Origin of the sequence: Pantoea phosphatilytica, assembly GCF_051025615.1 — a bacterium.
Lineage (GTDB): Bacteria > Pseudomonadota > Gammaproteobacteria > Enterobacterales > Enterobacteriaceae > Pantoea.
This window is the reverse complement of the sequence record NZ_JBPFDF010000002.1, coordinates 279,841-298,109: the sequence shown is the minus strand read 5'-3', so window position 1 is coordinate 298,109 and position 18,269 is coordinate 279,841. Positions and strand designations below refer to the sequence as shown.

Below are 18,269 nucleotides of genomic sequence, written 5' to 3'. Positions count from 1 at the left end.
TTACCTCATCCAGTCGTTAATCAACACCCCATACAACGCTTCCGCTTCTGCTAACCGGCTCAGCAGGCAGTATTCATCCGTCTGATGCGCCATTGATGGCTCACCGGGTCCGAGGATAATGCAGGGCGGCGAACCCAGTGCGGGCAGCAACAGTGACGCATCTGTAAAGTAGGGCACAATTCGCGGCGTCAGCGGGGCATCGTGTAACGCCTGACAATGCTGATAAACAGAATGAATCCAGGCGTGACTCTCTTCGCTCAGCACCGCCGGCAGATCCACCAGCGTCGTCACCGTTATGCTGCCTCCCAGCAGGGTGATCAGTTGCTGACGAATGGTGGCGTGCTGCAGGTTGGGTGCGCTACGGATATCCACATCAAACTGCGTGCGATCGGGCACAGAGTTAATGTTCAGACCGCCTGTAATGCGTCCGACGTTAATGGTCGGCTGTTTCATCAGCGGATGCGGTGCGCCAGGTGAGAAGTGCTGAATCTTGCCCAGCGCCTCCGCCGCCAGATAAATGGCATTAATGCCCAGCTCCGGCATGGCGCCATGGGCTGTTTTCCCGCGTGTTTCACAGCGTAGCCATAACGCCCCTTTATGCCCGATAACCGGATAGTTGGCAGTGGGCTCGCCGACAATCAATGCGCCCACAGCGGGCAGGTCAGCGGTATCAATCAGCGCCCGCGCGCCGTCACAGCCCGTCTCCTCTCCGCCGGTGATTAACATTACGACGCCGGAACCCTGCCGAATCGCCTGCTGATTCGTCACGCAGGCAACCGCAAACGCCGCCACAGCGGCCTTCATGTCACTCGAACCGCGCCCGTAGAGGCGATCACCCACGATTTCACCGAAAGGATGGTACTGCCAGTCAGCATTGCCGAGCGGAACGGTATCCAGATGGCCGGTAAACGCCAGCTGCGGTCCGGACTGGCTGCCAGCCAGGCTGGCAATCAGGTTAAGGCGATTTTTACCGAAGGAGGACAAGGTGACATCAAAGCCCTGTTCCATCAGCCAGTTCGCCAGAAAGTGCATGCAGGCGGCTTCATTGCCCGGTGGATTAATCGTGTCAAAACTCAGCAGCTGTTGCGCCAGCATCTGGCTCTGGCTCATGCACCGCGCTCCGTTAACCAGTGCAGACAGTTGATCCAGAGCTGGCGATAACCCTGCCACCGGGCAAATTCCTGCGGCAGCCAGTGCGCAGACATATCGCTGGTCCAGACCAGTGAGCGACCCTGCTGATACTCACGCACCGCCAGCAGCGGATGTGACGTACCCTCAATGGTCGCCAGCAGTTTGCCTTCAGGGTGCATTTCCACTTCGTTATAGCCCAGCAGCCACGGCCACTCTTCTGGCATGTCGGTGAACAGCGCGTGGGATTCCGTTACGCTGGGGTAAACGCCTTCGGGCGTTTCGATACGATCATCCCATGCCAGACAGCGCACCGGCAGGACTTTCTCAACGGCCGTGTTGCGATAGCGTGCGCCGCCATTAATACCCTGAAAACTAAAGTAGCCGCCTACCATCATCAGCGCGCCGCCTGCGGCCACGTAGTCGTGAATAAGCGTCAGGCGGTTCGCCGTGCGCTCGCTCTTCAGCCAGGTATCCGGGTGCAGCAGCAATGTATTCGCACCGATGTCCGACAGAATGATGGCATCCCATTCACGGAGCCCGGCAGGCGTCAGGGGGAATTCGGTGGCGGCAGCGTGGGCGGGCATGTAGGTGATGGCATAATCACTGTCGGCCAGCGCCGCCATAAAGTCGGTTGCGCCATTATGCCAGGTCGCGGTGGCAAACTGATCGAAGCCTTTGACGTGAACAGACGTGCTGGTCCAGGACTCGCCAACCAGTAAAATTTTCTTCTGCATTACGGTTCTCCCTTACCCACCAAAAACGCGCTGTGGGTTAGCAATCAGTAAGTTTTCAAGTTGTTCGCCGCTTACGCCGTGGCGTTTCAGGCGCGGAACAAAATGTTTAAGGATGTAGCCATAGCCGTGACCGCCATAACGGGTCAGCATGGTTTTCAGAAACACGTCCTGGGACAATAAAATCTGGTCAATAAAGCCGTCATCGATCAGCTCGCAAATGGCACGGGCATTCTCTTCGTCGGAGGGCGACTGTGCGGACTCATCGGCGTAGTAATAGCTCATGCCGATCATGTCGTACTCCAGAAAGGCCCCGCGCTGCGCGAGTTCACGCTGGTAGCGTTTGTCGGCAAAGCTGGGGTTCATGTGGCATAGCACCACATGGCGCAGGTCTGCCCCTTCATTTTCCAGGATATCCAGCACCTGATGCCCTAATCGTTCCCAGCCGGGCAGGTGCACCTCGATCGGCACTCGTGTCGCGGCACTGGCACGGCCTGCCGCCCGCAGGGATTTCTCCTCGCCGGGCGTAAAGCGGCTGGATACGCCAATCTCGCCGATCAGGCCAGCCAGCACCTCGGGTTTTTCGTCCCTGCCGCCGAGGTCATAAATCAGCTTCTCCGTCAGGGCTTCGAGGCTGATGGTTTTCACCCAATCAGGATGCGAGGGTTCCAGATATAACCCGGTGCTCATGATGATATTAAGCCCGGTCAGGCGCGCGATGCGTTGCAGTGCTTTGGGATCGCGGCCAATGCCGATATTCGTGGGATCCACCACGGTATCGCCGCCCAGCGCCCGGAACTTCATGAGCTCCTCAATCGCTAAATCCACGTCAAACAGCTGGCAGTTATCGCGGCTGATGAGCGGATTAAGCGACAGCTCGCCCAGGTTTTCGATGCTTACCGGCATTTCCGCCAGATGACGATCGCCACAGCAGCAGGGCGGCACCCATTTGCCGGACGCATCCAGCAAAATATGTTCGTGCATCAGCGTCACGCCCATCTCACTCACCGGCAGCGGGCCGAGTACGGTCATGACATAGCCACTGCTGATGCCCAGCGGCAGGGGATCGGGATGGCGGAAGATTGAATGTTTCATGGGCTACCCTTTCGCCGCCGATCGCGTCGGGTTGAGAATGCGGGTGTTCAGCCAGATGGCCAGCAGAATAATCGTACCAGTGGCGATCTGCGTGTAAAACGGAGAGATATGCGACAGAATCAGGCCGTTCTGGATGATGGCAATCGACAGCGCACCTAACAGCGTGCCAATAACGGTGCCAAAGCCGCCGAACAGGCTGGTACTGCCCAGCACCACCGCCGCGATCACCTGCAACTCAAAGCCTTCACCCTGATTGGAGGAACCGCTGCCGAGACGGGCGGTGATGATCATACCCGCCAGTGCTGCCGCCATGCCGCTGAGAATGTAGACCTTCATGGTCACGGCTTTGGTGTTAATCCCGCTACGGCGTGCGCCTTCCGCATTTGCGCCAATCGCCGTGACATAACGACCAAAACGCATGTAGTTAAGCACGATGTGGCCGGCTACCAGTACCACGATGCCAATCAGTGCGGGCATCGGAATGCCCAGCACCCAGGCGCGTCCCATAAAGGCGAACAGGCTGTCGGCAGGGATGGGAATGGAGTAACCCTGAGTGATCAGCAGTGCCACGCCGCGCACCACCGCCAGCGTAGCCAGCGTGACGATAAAGGCCGGGATGCCTTCATAAGCAATAAAGAAGCCGTTGATGGCACCGACCAGTGCGCCCAGCAGCAAGCCGCCCAGCAACACCACCGGCCAGGGCAGGCCCCAGTTATTCAGGGCGATAGCAGACAGGGCGCCGACCAGCGCCAGCGTCGATCCCACGGAAAGATCAATTCCACCGGTGGTGATCACCAGCGTCATCGCCGTGGCGACGATCAGCAGCGGCGCACTCTGGCGAATAATATTCAGCCAGTTGGTGCTGCTGAGAAAGTTGCCGGTGATCAGGGAGAACACCACGCAGCAGAACACGAAAAACAGTGCGATGCTGACGACACCAGAGTGGTTGTGCAGAAGGCGACGCGGCAGCGAGTGCTGCGCCATACGGGAACTGCTCAGATTCATAATAGTCATCCTGTTTCCTCGCTCAGTGCGCTGCGGCCGAGCGGGCGACAAATTTCTCACCCACGATCAGATTGACGATCTCGGTCAGATCCGTTTCGGCCACCCTGCGCTCCGCCACATTGGTGCCTTCGTACATCACCATGATGCGGTCACAGACCAGGAAGAGATCCTGAAGGCGATGCGTAATCAGGATGACACTCACACCGCGTGCCGAGACACGACGAATCAGCTCCAGCACCGCCTCCACTTCGGCGACAGCCAGTGCGGCGGTGGGTTCATCCATGATCAGCACTTTAGGATCGAAAGCGGCCGCGCGCGCAATGGCAATCGCCTGGCGTTGCCCGCCGGATAAATTGCGCACCAGCAACCGGGTGTCCGGGATAGAAATCCCCAGTCCTTTCAGCATCTCCCGTGCATCCGCGTGCATTTTCACTTCATCCAGAAACGGAATGCCGAGAATGGATTTCATCGGCTCACGGCCCATAAACAGATTGCCTGCGACATCGACGGTGTCGCACAGCGACAGGTCCTGATAAACCATCTCGATATGGCAGCGGCGCGAATCCGCCGGGGTCGTGAAATGCTGATCCTCGCCATCAATGCGAATCGTGCCACTGGTAGGCACAACAGCACCTGACAGCACTTTGGTCAGAGTAGATTTCCCCGCGCCGTTGTCACCCACCAGACCCAGAACTTCACCCGGTGCCAGTTGCAGATTGACGCCGCGCAGAGACCGTATCGCGCCGTAGGTTTTAGTAATATTTACCATCTCTACCCGTGTCAGGGCAGTTTGTGCTTGCTGCATGTGATCACTCCCATCACCACTAACGGGATCGTTACTCTGCATGTGAAAAAAGCGTTATCCGGCCCGGTTTACAGTCTAGTAAACCGGTTTACCAGCAGGATAAACCCTTTGTAATCAGATGCAGAACAACACGCTTCAACGATATTTGTTTGCCGGGTAAAACATTGCAGCTTCCGTGCCAGACTACTAACAGGGGAGAGACTTCCGGTCTAACTCACTGTAATAAAACGCGTTTAACGTTTTACTTCAGGTAAACCGGTTTACTTAAAGTAACACTAAGAAATTAAAATGCTCGTTATTTGCGCCATCATTGTGCACTTTTGCGCCATTCTGGGACGTTGTTAACATTTCTGTATCGAATCACGCGCCACCCACTCTACCGGCAGGCGGGTTTCGGCGGGGACAGGGCGGTCATCATTCAGAATACGCAGCATGATCGCTACCGCGGTGCGACCCAGTTCCCGAGCGGGCTGGCGGATGGTGGAAATACGGGGCTGGGTAAAGTCAGCGTAGGTCGCGTCATCAAAGCCAACCAGCGACAGCGCCTCGGGCGCGTTAAGTCCGCGCGCGCGCAGGCCATCCATCAATCCCAGCACGAGAAAATCGCTGGCGGCAAAGACGGCGGTAGGGCGCTCAGCGTGGCTGAAGAGCTGTTCCAGCGCCTGTTCACCAGACTTGCGCTGGTATTCCCCATACATTACCCATTCGGGCGGGACATGCAGGCCAGCCTGCTCCATGGCGGTGCAGAACCCCTGGTAACGTTCGCGTACACTCATCAGTTCGTCCGGGCCGCCGACAAAGGCGATCTGCCGATGACCCGCAGCGATCAGCTTTTCGGTTGCAATCCGGCCACCCTGAACGTTGTCGACAAACACCTTAGGCACCGCGCTACCGGGAATGTCCTCATCCAGCAGCACGATGCGCTGGTGGCGGTTAATCTCTTTGCGCAACAGACCGTTATCAGGATGGTTGGTGATAAACAGCAGGCCGTCTACCTGGCAGGTGTCCAGCCAGCGGATAAACTGACTCTCTTTGTCCGGATGGTTGCGGGTAATACAGAGCACCAGGCTGTAGCCGTGGGCAGAGGCGGCTTCTTCGGCGGCATCGGCCAGTTCGGCAAAGAAGGGGTTGGTAATATCAGGCAGCACCAGCCCCAGGGTTTCGCTGCCGCCCTTGCTCAGACGGCGAGCCAGGCTGTTACCGCGATAATCCAGTTGACGAATCGCCGCTTCGATACGGTCAATCGTCTCCTGCGGCAGCATAATGCTTTGATTCATATAGCGGGATACGGTCGTTTTTGACAGTCCGGCCAGCGCTGCGACATCGGATAACAGCACCCGTTTTTTACTCATATCACCTGCCATTTTGCCCGGAATTGGCGCTCAGTTAACACAGTCGCGCGCAGCGAAAACCGTTTTTCAGTAACCGCTGACGATAAAATAATCGCTTGACAAAATTTAGCCAGAAGCGAATGTTAAAGGCAGTTTACCGCATTACCCGGGAGTCACTCCCAAACCCGATTCCTCCCTTTCACATGTGCACCATAATGGACGGTGTGCAGAAAGTCGATGAGTCAGGTCCTGGCTGAAGCAGCCATTCAGACGATATTTGCCCGCCAATACTATTCCCTCTGCATTTCGATGTGGAGATCGACTGGTTATCGCTCATTCCCGACGAGGAATTTTAAGATGATGGCATTTAACACCAGAAAACTGCGTGCTGTTGCGCTGGCAACCGGCTTACTGTCTGCGGGTTCTTTATTCTCTCTGGCGCAAGCCGCTCCGGCTTATGCGCTGGTCCAGATTAATCAGCAGGCCCTGTTTTTTAATCAGATGAACAAAGGCGCTCAGGAAGCAGCGAAAGCCAGCGGTAAAGATTTAGTGATCTTTAACGCCAACGATAATCCTGTGTCGCAAAACGATGCGATTGAAAATTATATTCAACAGGGCGTGAAGGGCATTATGGTGGATGCGATTGACGTCAACGGTATTATGCCCGCCATAAAAGAAGCGGCCGCCGCTAAAATACCGGTGATTGCGATTGATGCCGTATTACCGGCAGGCCCGCAGGCCGCGCAGGTAGGCGTGGATAACCTGGAGGGCGGCAAAATTATTGGTAAATATTTTGTCGACTACGTGGCTAAAAACAGCGGCGGCAAAACGCGACTGGGCATTGTGGGCGCACTGAATTCAGCGGTGCAGAATCAGCGTCAGAAAGGGTTTGAAGAGACGATTAAGAGCAATCCGGGCATCACCGTGGCGGACGTGGTTGATGGCCAGAACGTGCAGGACACTGCGATGACGGCGGCAGAAAACCTGATTACCGGTAACCCGGATTTAACCGCGATTTACGCGACCGGTGAACCTGCACTGCTGGGGGCGATTGCTGCCGTTGAAAACCAGGGACGTCAGAAGGATATCAAAGTCTTTGGCTGGGATCTGACGTCAAAAGCGATTAGCGGCATTGATGGCGGGTATGTCACAGCCGTGCTGCAGCAGGATCCCAAAAAGATGGGTGAAGAAGCGGTAAACGCCCTGAATGCGCTGACGTCGGGCAAAACCGTGTCAAAAACCATTCTGGTGCCGGCCACGGTGGTAACCAAAGCCAACGTGGACAGCTACCGGCCGATGTTTAAGTAAGTGCTGACTCGCCGCCTGTCTGGAGCAGCGCGGCGAGTTCCTGCGCGGTGGGAAAGGCCTGACGTGTCCCGGGACGGCTGACGGTCAGCGCAGCAGCCTGACTGGCATGCGTCAGAGCTAATGTATCAACGTCCCCCCCGCGCAGGAGCGCGGAGGCCAGCATCACGGCCAGAAAGGTGTCACCTGCGCCGGTGGTATCTACGGCATTGACGGCTTGCGCCGGGGAAAATGTTCGCCGGTCGCCCTGAATCAGCCAGGCACCGGCGCTGCCGTGCGTGATAACCAACGTTCTCACCGCGCCGGGCTGCAGCTGTTGGGCTTCGTGCTGATTGACCACCGCAATATCCACCAGCGGCCAGCATGTGCTGAACCCCGCGTGCACCGGGGAGGGGTTAAAAACGGTGATCAGGCCACGGGATTTCGCCTGGTGAAACAGCGCATGGGTTTTCTCAGGCGAGAAATTACCCTGCTGCACCAGCAGATCGCCCGGACGCGCGCTGGCAAGATGGTGGTTAAGCGTATCAATATCCAGCGAATCTACCGCCGCTGTAGTGGTAATGATGGCGTTATCGCCATCGGCACTGTGCAGAATCAGCGAGGTATCGCTCAATGCGGTCATGGGCTGCGCGAGCAGTAACGTGACAGGCTCGTTCATGAGCTGCTGGCGGATCCATTCTCCATTACTGTCATAACCGGTTGCGGCAATTAAACAGGTTTCAATGCCGCAACGGGATAAAAGTATCGCCTGATTCGCGCCTTTACCGCCGATATCCTGCGAACGCTGATAACCGTGAACAGAGGCACCCTTAACCGGAATATCTGTAACAGACCAGGTTTCATCGACAGTAATATTACCAGCCACATAAACACGCATAGTGTTTTCCTGAACAGGATAAAGAAGCAATGGTTGCTATATCAGCAGAAAAAATTGATGCAATACAAGCGATATTTTCACGACCTAAAGCTGTTATTGGCGTTATTCACTGCGATCCTTTTCCGGGTTCGCCTAAATATCGCGGTAAACCCGTCAGCGCGATAATTGATCGGGCATTACGTGATGCGGAAAATTATATTCTTGGCGGTGTTCACGGTCTGATTGTGGAAAATCATGGCGATATTCCTTTTTCAAAACCTGAGGATATTGGCCCTGAAACGCCGGCACTGATGGCGGTGATCACGGAAAAAGTGCGGGAACGTTTCGGCGTGCCGCTGGGGATTAACGTACTGGCGAACGCGGCATTACCTGCTTTTGCCACGGCGCTGGCGGGCGGGGCGGATTTTATTCGCGTCAATCAGTGGGCCAATGCCTATATCGCCAACGAAGGCTTTATTGAAGGGGCTGCCGCGAAGGCGCTGCGCTATCGAAGCCAGCTTCGCGCTGAGCATATCCGGGTGTTCGCCGACAGCCACGTTAAACATGGCAGCCATGCGATAGTAGCCGATCGCTCCATTAAGGAACTGACCCGCGATGTTGACTTCTTTGAAGCGGATGCGGTTATCGCCACCGGACAACGAACCGGTGACAGCGCCACGCTGGATGAAATCGACGAAATCCGTGCCGCCACCGCTTTACCGCTGCTGGTGGGGTCGGGCGTGACGCCCGCTAACGTCTGTCAGATTCTGTCACGCACGCAGGCCGTCATTGTGGCCAGCGCGCTCAAAGTCGATGGTGTCTGGTGGAACGATGTGGACCGGGACAGAGTAAAACATTTCATGGCGGTGGCGCAGGCCGCGCTGGAGCAGGCTTAGCCGCCTTTTACCACCCGACGCAGGCTGGCAAATCCCGCGGGTGAGGTTACGGGGCAGCACGGTGAAGGGCAACGTACATCGTGCTGTCCCGATTCAGAACAGCCAGCTTTTCACCACCGGCAGCGCCGCGGGCAGCTGCGACAGCAGATAGAGGATCAGCCCGATAGTGCCGCCGACCAGCGTGCCGTTGATGCGGATAAACTGCAGGTCTTTGCCGATATTGAGTTCGATCTGCTGCGACATGTCGCGCGCGTCCCAGCTCTTTACGGTGTCGCTGATATGTCGCGTCAGGAAGCTGGCGAACTCCGGCGCCACGCTGCGTGCCGCCTGCTCCAGATGCTGGTTCATGGAGTCACGCAGCGCCGGATCCGCCGCCAGCGTTTCCCCCAGCCACAGGGCTGCATCACGCACTTTTTCCTGCACCCGCGAATCTTCGCTGCTGAGATCGGCTTTGAGCCAGTTGCGCATATCATTCCACAGTTCGCCGATGTAGCGATTGAAGGTGGCATCCTCTTTCAGCCAGCCTTTGATCTCCTCTGCGCGCGCGGCCATTTCCGGGTCGTTCTGCAGTCTGACAATCAGCTTCTCTACCGCCCGGTTAAAGCCCAGGCGCAGCTCATGCCCCTGATCCATCGCCACATCATCCAGCAGAGAATCGACCGCATTCGCCACCAGCTCGGCGCTGTGTTCGCCCAGCCATTCGGTCGGCAACATTTTGGCTTTGATGGGATGTTCGCGTTTCAGCCAGCGCACCAGCTGCAGAGCAATAAATTCCCGGGTCGCAGGCTTGTGCAGCAGTTTCAGCAGCTGGTCGATGGCCGCGTCCAGCAGCGCCTGATGACGGTTATTCCGGGTCAGGCTCTCCAGCACCATGGCGCTGGTCTGGCTGAGGTCCACCTTGTCGATAGCGCGATGCACGGCGCGGCGCATAAAGGTCTGGATGCGCGCGTCGTCGGTCAGATCCAGGAAGCCGCGCATCACCTGCAGCAGGTGGCGGCCGATACGATCGGCATTCCCGGGCGTATTCAGCCACTGCGCCAGCAGCTGTGAGGGATCGTGACGGCGGATCAGATTCAGCAGTGAATCGGTATCCAGAAACTTCTCCTGGACAAAGCGGCCCAGGTTTTCACCAATGCGATCTTTGTTGCGTGGAATAATCGCGGTGTGGCGGGAGATAAAGGGCACCGGCACCCGCCGGAACAGCGCCACGACGGCGAACCAGTCCGCCAGAGCGCCGACCATTGCAGCCTCGGCAATTGCTTTAACGCCGCTGACCCAGAAGCCGGGCGGCAGAAAAAGGGTGATGATAAAGGTGGCGGCGGCCAGCAGCAGCAATAGCAGCGCCAGGCGCTTCATCCGTTTCAGTTCGTGTTGTTTATCCATAACCTGATCTTAGCAGAGAGCCGGGTCTACCGGCGGCGACCACCCAGCAGGCTGCCGAGTACGCCACGGATGATCTGAGTGGTGATCTGGCGGGTGGCGCTTTTCGCCATCGTCTGCACCACGCCGTCGTGTCTGCCGCCGCGCGGGCCGGTATGACCAAAGAGGATCTCTTTCAGTCCGCCGAGGATCCCGTTGTCGACCGCGACATCACCACCCTTGGCCGGCGGTGCGCTGGCCTGATCGCTGGCGGCCTGGAAACCCTGTTGCAGCTTTTCAAAGGCCGATTCACGATCGACTTCGGTCTCATATTTGCCGTAGAGCGGGGAGTGATTGATCAGACCGTTACGTTCATCGCCGGTGACCGGCCCCATGCGCGAGCCGGGCGCAATCACCATCGCGCGCTCCACCACCGACGGGCTGCCTTTCTCATCCAGGAAGGAGATCAGCGCTTCGCCGGTGCCCAGCGCCTGAATCGCCTCTACGCTGTCAAAGGCCGGATTGGTGCGCAGGGTTTCGGCCGCCGTTCTGACCGCTTTCTGATCCCGCGGCGTAAAGGCGCGCAGGGCGTGCTGGACGCGGTTACCAAGCTGGCCCAGCACCCGATCGGGGATGTCGGCCGGGTTCTGCGTCACAAACCAGACGCCGACGCCTTTCGAGCGGATCAGCCGCATTACCTGTTCGATCTTCTCCAGCAGCACCGGCGGCGCGTCGGTGAACAGCAGATGCGCCTCATCAAAGAAGAAGACCAGTTTCGGCTTGTCGGGGTCGCCCGCTTCCGGCAGGTGTTCATACAGCTCCGACAGCAGCCACAGCAGGCTGGTGGCGTAGAGTTTTGGCATCTGGTAAAGCTTTTCGGCGGAGAGGATGTTGATGACTCCTTTGCCGTTGCTGTCGACGCGCATCCAGTCAGCGATATCCAGCATCGGTTCACCAAAGAAGTGTTCCGCACCCTGCTGCTCCAGCGTCAGCAGTCCGCGCTGAATAGCGCCGACCGAGGCGCTGTTGATGTTGCCATAGTGGCTCTGGAAGCTTCTGGCGTTGTCACCGATATACTGCGTCATGGCGCGCAGATCCTTAAAGTCCAGCAGCAGCAGACCCTGGTCATCGGCGATGCGGAAAATAATCTGCAGCACACCGCTCTGCACCTCATTCAGGTTCAGCAGTCGCGCCAGCAGCAGTGGCCCGAGATCGGAGACGGTGGCACGCACCGGATGACCTTTCTCGCCGAAGATATCCCACAGCACCACCGGATTGCTCTGCGGCTGCCAGTCGGTCACGCCGATTTTTGCCAGCCGCGCCTGCAGCTTTTCACTGGACTGGCCCGCCATCGCCACGCCGGTCAGATCGCCTTTAACGTCGGCCATAAAGACCGGCACGCCGCTGGCGGAGAAGGATTCGGCCAGCTTCTGCAGCGTGACGGTTTTACCGGTGCCGGTCGCGCCGGTGATCAGGCCGTGGCGGTTGGCCATCTGCGGTAACAGGTGAAGTTCGGTGTCGGGGGTACGCGCAATCAGTAGCGGGGCAGTCATGCTTTTCACTCCTGGCTAAAGGGTATGCCTGAAGGATAGCAAGCCGGACGTCTACAGGAGGAGAACAATCTGCCAGAAAAGATGCCGCTGCCCGTAGCACAGCGGCCGGAGACGGATTTACTTCTCTACCTCTTCGAAGTTAAGCAGGCTGACACCGATGCCCTGCTGCAGATGGCTGAGATTGCTGCGCACCGCTACCTGAACCGCGCCCTGTAACAGCACGACAAACGGCGAATCCTGCTGGATGCGGGTCTGCAGCCCGGTGTAGAGGCTGCGGCGTTTCACCGCGTCGCTCTCTCCGGCGGCGGCGCGGGTCTGCGCGCTTAATTCCGGGATGGACCAGCCGACGCGCCACGCCAGGGTTTTGCCGCCGCCCGGCACGTTACTGGCAAAGGTGCTGGCGTTGGTATTGGGATCGATGTAATCCGCGCCCCAGTAGGTGAAGATCGCCTGGAAGTCACGGCTGCGCATTTTGCTCCAGAGCTCTGATTCCGCCACCGGCTGGAGATCGATCTGCACATCTGCTTTGGCAAAGCTCGCCTGCAGCGCCTGTGCCACGTCGATGTAAGGAGGCTGGTTTACCACCGTCAGCGCGATGCGGGTGCCCGGTTTAATGCCGCCTTTCTGCAGGATCGCCTGCGCCTTTTTCAGATCGTAATGGAACGGCGTACTGTTCAGCGCGCCGTCGAACCCGTCCGGCAGGAAGCTCTGATGAATGCGGTACTGCCCTTTCAGCAGCTGGTTTGCCAGGCTCTGATAGTCAACCAGCCAGCGAGCCGCCTGCCACAGGGCCGGATTGCTCAGCGCCGGCTGCTGCGGGCTTTGAGTGTTAAAGCCGAGGTAGTAGATCAGGCTGGACGGGAAGGCGTCGACGCGCACATCCGGCACGCTTTTCAGCGCCGCAATCTGGTCCGGGCCGAGCTGATAAGCCACATCCACGTCGCCCTGCTGGAGAAGCAGGCGGCGGCTGCCGGGATCGGCGACCCCTTTCAGCAGCACCCGTTTCAGATGGGGCTTCTGCGTGCTGTAGGGGTTCGCCTCCAGCACCAGCGCCTGCAGCGGCACAAATTGTCTGATGGTATACGCCGCGCTGCCGGCGGAATGGGACTTCAGCCAGCCGTTGCCGTAGTCATTATTGCTGGCGTGTTCCTGCGCCACTTTGCTGTCGACAATCGAGGCGACCGGCGCGGTCAGCAGGCGCAGCGCCAGATCGCTGCCGATCTCCGCAGGCCAGCGTAGCTCAAGCTGGTGGTCGTTAATCACCGTGAACTGCTGGTCGATGTTTTCCGGCGTCCAGCCAAACTCGCCCAGGATAAAAGAGGGCGCTTTATTAAGTTTTACCGCCCGGGTCAGGGAGAAGACCACATCCCGGGCGGTCAGCGGATTGCCGCTGGCGAAGCGGGCCTGCGGATTAAGGTCAAACACCAGGCTGTGAGGCGTTTTCCCCGGCTGCCAGCGCGTGGCCGCCAGCGGTGAGAGCCGCTGCGGATCCTGATGATCCGGCTCCAGCAGCATCTGATAGATATTGCGCAGGCTGCTGTTGCTGACCGTTTCAAAACTTTCGGCCGGGTCAAAACTGATAATGCCATCCAGCGGAACAGCGACCACCAGCGTATCGGCAGGCGTCGCGGCGTGAGCGGCGTGAGACAGCGCCAGAGCGGTAAAGAGGGATAAGAGCGTTTTGCGCATCGGAAAAGGTCCTGAGTCGTCGATGTGCTCTACACTACCGGGCGGCGCATCATCTCAAAATGCCGGTTTGTTCTGAGCTTTGCACAATTTTTCGCGTCGACGATCGGGCAAAAAGATAAAACGGAATAGTGGCAGTGCGTTATTATCTCGCGACGGACGGAACAGGATAAAATAAAAAGGCTGACCACAGACGATCACAGATTGCGCATTGTCTGATGGTGTCACCGCCGTTATTACGCCAGGATAAGCAACTGCTGAAATTATCCTGTATGGAAGTATGATATTTTTTTATTGGTTATTCAGCGTGATGATGACCGGTCGAAAATAATAACGCTCACTCCTGCGTCAGAATGGCTAAATTACCGATGTTTATAGGGTTTTATTAGCAATTTTCCTGCTGTAAATCTGATAGCCCTTTGTTACCCCTCCGCAACAGCATGATAAACTTTCACTCTGAAATAGTTTAAATTCAATTTTTACATTCAGAAATAGTTATATCCCTAAGATTGCCAGGTTATTAACCGATATGTTCCGTTAGTCACCGAACCATAATTTTACCCGCCTTTATCTGTTCTGCCGTCGTCTGTCTTGTGTGCATTCCTCTCTGCGGAGCCTTTTTCGTCTGCACGCACTTTTCGCGCCAGAACGGATAAGCCGGGTATTCAGCAGATGAGAGTCGTGCGGATATGCTGTTAGAAAAACCCACCACCAGGCGTAAATTTTTGCTCGGTTCACTGCTGGCGCTGCCGCTCAGTGAACTGGTTTTCAAAGGCCTGACTGCGGCGCAGGCTGCGGAGATGGCCGCTCCCGAGTTAGCCGATTACAAACCGATCTTTTTCAGTGCGGATGAGTGGCAGTTCATCCTGGCTGCAACCGACCGTCTGATCCCGGCAGGCGGCAACGGCAAAGCGCCTGGCGCGCTGGAAACCAACGTCCCGATCTTTATCGATCAGCAGCTGCACAGTGAAGCCTTTGGCAGCGAGATCTATCTGCAGGGGCCCTTCAATACCCAGGCACCAGCGACGCTGGGCTATCAGATCCCGTTCCGTCCCCAGCAGATCTATCAGACCGGGATCCGGCTGATCGAACAGTGGTCGCAGAACACCCATCAGAAAGCGTTTCATGCGCTGACGCTGGAGGAGAAAGATGCGGTGCTGACCCAGGTAAACAAAAACCAGATCGATTTTGCCGCGCTGGGCGAAGCCGATCTCAAACCGGCGCACTTCTTCAGCCAGCTGCTCTCCGATACCAAACATGGTTACCTGGCCGACCCGATGTATGGCGGTAATAAAGGCATGAAAGCCTGGATCGCCATCGGCTTCCCGGGTGCGCGTGCCAGCTTCACCGAATGGGTGAAACAGCACAACGTGCCTTATCCACTGGGTCCGGTCAGCATCAAGGGTGAACGCGCATAAGGCGCTTCGACATCAGGTAAACAGGATTATCATGACACAGGTTACTAAGAAAGAAGTCGACGTCGTGGTCTGCGGCCTCGGCTGGGCAGGCTCGCTGATGAGCATCGAGCTGGCGCTGGCAGGTCTGGAAGTGCGCGCGCTGGAGCGCGGCGGCGATCGCGATTATGACGAATTCGCCTACCCGAAACCGGCGGATGAATATGCCTATGCGGTGCGCAACAAGGTGTTTGCGACCCCCGCCGAAGTGGCGGTTACCGTGCGTTACAACAGCAGCCAGACGGCGCTGCCGACCCGTAAGTGGGGCGCCTTTGCGCCGGGAACGGGCGTGGGTGGTGCCGGGATGCACTGGACGGCGGTACTGATCCGTCCGACCCCGACCGATCTTAAACTCAAGACCTACGTGGATAAGGCTTACAGGCCGGGCATCCTGCAGGAAGATATGCGGGTGATGGACTTCCCGTTCAGCTGGGAAGAGATTGAGCCCTACTACTATAAATTCGAACTGATCTGCGGCCAGTCGGGCAACACCGGCAATCTGCGCGGCAAAATTCTGGAAGGCGGCGATCCGTTTGAAGGCCCGCGCTCCGAGCCTTACCCGCTGCCTGCGCTGGAAGATACGCTGAACAACGTGATGTTCAAAGAGGCGGCCACGAAACTGGGTTATCACCCGTTCCCGAACCCGTCCGCCTGCGTTTCGCGCGCGTGGAAGAACCCCTACGGCAACCAGATCGCGCCGTGCAACTACTGCGGCTACTGCAGTAAATATCCCTGCCTGAACTACTCCAAAGCCTCGCCGCAGACCGCGGTGATGGATTCGCTGAAGCGTATGCCGAACTTCTCCTATGAAGTGAATGCGGAAGTGATCAGGGTCGTGCTGAACGACGATAAGAAAACCGCGAAAGGGGTGATCTATATTGATGCGCAGGGCAACGAGTGTTTCCAGCCTGCAAAAATCGTGGTGCTGAGCAGCTTCCAGCTCTACAACGTGCGGCTGATGCTGCTCTCCGGGATCGGCAAGCCTTACAACCCGATCACTGAAGAGGGTGTGGTCGGCCGTAACTACGCGTTCCTGTCGAACGGCGGCGCGACCCTGTTCTTCAAAGACAAGAACTTCAATCCGTATGCCACGGCGGGCGCGACCGGCCAGATGTTCAACGATATTTCGCCAGGCAACTTCGACGGTCCGTCGCTGGGCTTCCTCGGCGGCGCGAAGATCCACAGCTCCCAGGCGACCGGTACGCCGATCAGCACCGCGCTGCCAAAAGGCACGCCGACATGGGGCATGGGCTACAAAGAGGGTCTGGAGGAGTGGTACGGCCATTCGATGAAGATCAGCATCACCACCACCTGCCAGTCTTATCGCGACATCTATCTGGATCTCGATCCGAACTACAACGATCACCGTGGCCTGCCGCTGCTGCGCATGACCTTTAACTGGAAAGAGAACGAGCTGAAGCTGCAGCAGCATCTGAAGGGCATCGTCGGCAACATCGCCAAAGAGCTGAACCCGGACAGCATGAGCATGAGCTTCCTGCCGATGGGTGCGGATTTCGATATCACCAAATATGTCTCTACCCACAACGTGGGCGGCGCGATAATGGGCGATAACCCGAAAACCTCGGCGCTCAATAAATATCTGCAGAGCTGGGATGTGCATAACGTCTTTGTGCCGGGCGGCAACGCCTTCCCGCAGAACTTCCAGGCGAACCCGACCGATACCATCGGTGCGATTACCCTGATGGCGGCACAGGCGATCAAAGATCACTACCTGAAAAATCCCGGCCCACTGGTACAGGCATAAGCGCATGAACAAGCTGAAACTGAAATCTTTTATTCTGGCGAATGCGCTGCTGCTGAGCGGCATGGCGCTGCCGGCTCACGCCGAAGATGAGGCGCAACTGATTAAGCAGGGCGAATATCTCTCCCGGCTGGGCGACTGCATGGCGTGTCACTCGCTGCCCGGCAAGCCGGCCTATTCCGGTGGCCTGGCGATTGAGTCGAACCTCGGCACTATCTTCTCCACCAACATCACACCGGATAAGCAGCACGGCATCGGCAACTACAGCGAGCAGCAGTTCTCGGATGCGGTGCGCAAAGGCGTCCTGCCGGACGGCTCCCGCCTCTATCCGGCGATGCCCTACCCGGACTACGCGAAAATCAGCGATGCTGATATCCACGCGCTCTACGTCTACTTTATGAAGGGCGTGCAGCCGAGCGCGGCGCAGCCGCCGGAGACCGATCTGCGCTTCCCGTTCAGTCAGCGCTGGGGGATGCGGTTCTGGAACTGGGCGTTCACCTCCGACAAGCCTTTCCAGCCGATTGGTGGTGCGTCCGCAGAGATCAATCGCGGGGCCTATATCGTCGAGAGTCTGGGCCACTGCGGCAGTTGCCATACGCCGCGCGGGCTGGGCATGAACGAAAAGGCGCTGGACAGCGGTGACGATCAGTTCCTGGCAGGCGGCAGCCTGAACCACTGGGAGGTGCCATCACTGCGCGGACTACCGCACTGGAGCCAGCAGGAGGTGGTGGATTACCTGCAGACCGGGCGCAACGATAAAGCGGCGGTTGGCGGGGAGATGACCTCAGTGGTCGAGCACAGCAGCTCACACATGACCGACGCCGATCTCAACGCCATCGCGGCGTACCTGAAGTTCCTGGGCGGTAACCCGCCGCTGCAGGCGGTTAACGTGCAGGCGCAGCAGGCGACGGAAGCGGAACTCACCGCCGCGAAGAACCTCAGCGAAGGCGAGCGTCTCTATCTGGATAACTGTGGTGCCTGTCACTTCGTTACCGGCAAAGGCGCCCCGGGCGTCTTCCCGGAGCTGGATCAGGCGACCATCGTGAATGCTAAAGATCCCACGGGTCTGATCCACACCATTCTGGCTGGCGCGCAGCAGCCCTCGACGGAGAAAGCCCCGTCGAAACTGGCGATGCCGGGCTTTGCCGGGCGGCTGAGTGATGATGAAGTCGCGCAGCTGGCGACCTTTATTCGTCAGGGCTGGAGCAACACCGCGCCTGCGGTGAGCGACGATCAGGTTGCTGAGGTGCGTAAAACGCTGAAGTAATGAGTCAGATGGCCCCCCGGTTGAGATGAGAGG

At 57.8% G+C, this 18,269-nt stretch carries 15 protein-coding genes; 5 read left to right on the top strand and 10 right to left on the bottom strand.

What is annotated here, in order from left to right:
• The 6 genes from ACR6AS_RS11635 to ACR6AS_RS11610 all read right to left on the bottom strand — a co-directional run bounded on the left by ACR6AS_RS11635 (position 1) and on the right by ACR6AS_RS11610 (position 6,131).
• Positions 1 to 1,110: a M20 family metallopeptidase gene (locus ACR6AS_RS11635; RefSeq protein WP_434162242.1), complete on the bottom strand. Its 1,110-nt coding sequence runs from the start codon at positions 1,108 to 1,110 to the stop codon at positions 1 to 3.
• Positions 1,107 to 1,865: a glutamine amidotransferase gene (locus ACR6AS_RS11630; protein ID WP_434162239.1), complete on the bottom strand. Its 759-nt coding sequence runs from the start codon at positions 1,863 to 1,865 to the stop codon at positions 1,107 to 1,109. The genes ACR6AS_RS11635 and ACR6AS_RS11630 overlap by 4 nt, the downstream gene beginning before the upstream one ends.
• Positions 1,866 to 1,877: 12 nt before the next feature.
• Positions 1,878 to 2,957 (bottom strand): phosphotriesterase family protein, encoded by a 1,080-nt coding sequence (locus ACR6AS_RS11625; protein WP_111138533.1) that lies wholly within the window; start codon positions 2,955 to 2,957, stop codon positions 1,878 to 1,880.
• Between the two features lie 3 nt (positions 2,958 to 2,960).
• Positions 2,961 to 3,962 (bottom strand): ABC transporter permease, encoded by a 1,002-nt coding sequence (locus tag ACR6AS_RS11620; RefSeq protein ID WP_199559960.1) that lies wholly within the window; start codon positions 3,960 to 3,962, stop codon positions 2,961 to 2,963.
• 22 nt (positions 3,963 to 3,984) lie between these two features.
• A complete protein-coding gene (locus tag ACR6AS_RS11615; protein ID WP_199559961.1) occupies positions 3,985 to 4,731 on the bottom strand; it encodes an ATP-binding cassette domain-containing protein in 747 nt (248 codons plus the stop codon).
• 377 nt (positions 4,732 to 5,108) lie between these two features.
• Positions 5,109 to 6,131 carry a LacI family DNA-binding transcriptional regulator gene (locus ACR6AS_RS11610; protein ID WP_111138530.1) on the bottom strand — a complete coding sequence of 341 codons (1,023 nt, stop codon included), beginning with the start codon at positions 6,129 to 6,131 and terminating at the stop codon, positions 5,109 to 5,111.
• 324 nt (positions 6,132 to 6,455) lie between these two features.
• Here ACR6AS_RS11610 and ACR6AS_RS11605 point away from each other — a divergent pair, with 324 nt between their 5' ends.
• Positions 6,456 to 7,406 (top strand): ABC transporter substrate-binding protein, encoded by a 951-nt coding sequence (locus ACR6AS_RS11605; protein ID WP_434162235.1) that lies wholly within the window; start codon positions 6,456 to 6,458, stop codon positions 7,404 to 7,406.
• Here the strand turns inward: ACR6AS_RS11605 and ACR6AS_RS11600 are convergent.
• Positions 7,399 to 8,280: a ribokinase gene (locus ACR6AS_RS11600; RefSeq protein WP_434162232.1), complete on the bottom strand. Its 882-nt coding sequence runs from the start codon at positions 8,278 to 8,280 to the stop codon at positions 7,399 to 7,401. The two genes, ACR6AS_RS11605 and ACR6AS_RS11600, sit on opposite strands and share 8 nt — an antisense overlap.
• A gap of 29 nt (positions 8,281 to 8,309) precedes the next feature.
• On the opposite strand from ACR6AS_RS11600, the gene ACR6AS_RS11595 reads away from it, so the two are divergent.
• Positions 8,310 to 9,155: a BtpA/SgcQ family protein gene (locus ACR6AS_RS11595; RefSeq protein ID WP_111138527.1), complete on the top strand. Its 846-nt coding sequence runs from the start codon at positions 8,310 to 8,312 to the stop codon at positions 9,153 to 9,155.
• A 93-nt stretch (positions 9,156 to 9,248) separates the two neighbouring features.
• On the opposite strand, the gene ACR6AS_RS11590 is transcribed toward ACR6AS_RS11595, so the two are convergent.
• From ACR6AS_RS11590 to ACR6AS_RS11580, 3 genes are all read right to left on the bottom strand, one after another.
• Positions 9,249 to 10,538, bottom strand: coding sequence for a DUF445 domain-containing protein (locus ACR6AS_RS11590; RefSeq protein ID WP_111138526.1), 1,290 nt, complete (start codon positions 10,536 to 10,538; stop codon positions 9,249 to 9,251).
• Positions 10,539 to 10,564: 26 nt separating this feature from the next.
• Positions 10,565 to 12,067, bottom strand: a complete 1,503-nt coding sequence (locus tag ACR6AS_RS11585; RefSeq protein ID WP_293774143.1) for a helicase HerA-like C-terminal domain-containing protein — start codon at positions 12,065 to 12,067, stop codon at positions 10,565 to 10,567.
• Positions 12,068 to 12,184: 117 nt separating this feature from the next.
• Positions 12,185 to 13,756 (bottom strand): ABC transporter substrate-binding protein, encoded by a 1,572-nt coding sequence (locus ACR6AS_RS11580; RefSeq protein ID WP_418799115.1) that lies wholly within the window; start codon positions 13,754 to 13,756, stop codon positions 12,185 to 12,187.
• A gap of 686 nt (positions 13,757 to 14,442) precedes the next feature.
• Here ACR6AS_RS11580 and ACR6AS_RS11575 point away from each other — a divergent pair.
• From ACR6AS_RS11575 to ACR6AS_RS11565, 3 genes are read left to right on the top strand one after another with little or no spacing between them, the layout of a single operon-like run.
• Complete coding sequence (locus ACR6AS_RS11575) at positions 14,443 to 15,171, top strand: gluconate 2-dehydrogenase subunit 3 family protein (protein WP_111138523.1); 729 nt, start codon at positions 14,443 to 14,445, stop codon at positions 15,169 to 15,171.
• 31 nt (positions 15,172 to 15,202) lie between these two features.
• Positions 15,203 to 16,972, top strand: a complete 1,770-nt coding sequence (locus ACR6AS_RS11570) for a GMC family oxidoreductase (protein WP_434162226.1) — start codon at positions 15,203 to 15,205, stop codon at positions 16,970 to 16,972.
• A 4-nt stretch (positions 16,973 to 16,976) separates the two neighbouring features.
• The gene (locus tag ACR6AS_RS11565; RefSeq protein ID WP_111138521.1) at positions 16,977 to 18,236 is read left to right on the top strand and encodes a c-type cytochrome; all 1,260 of its coding nucleotides are present in this window, start codon (positions 16,977 to 16,979) and stop codon (positions 18,234 to 18,236) included.
• Positions 18,237 to 18,269 lie beyond the last annotated feature (33 nt).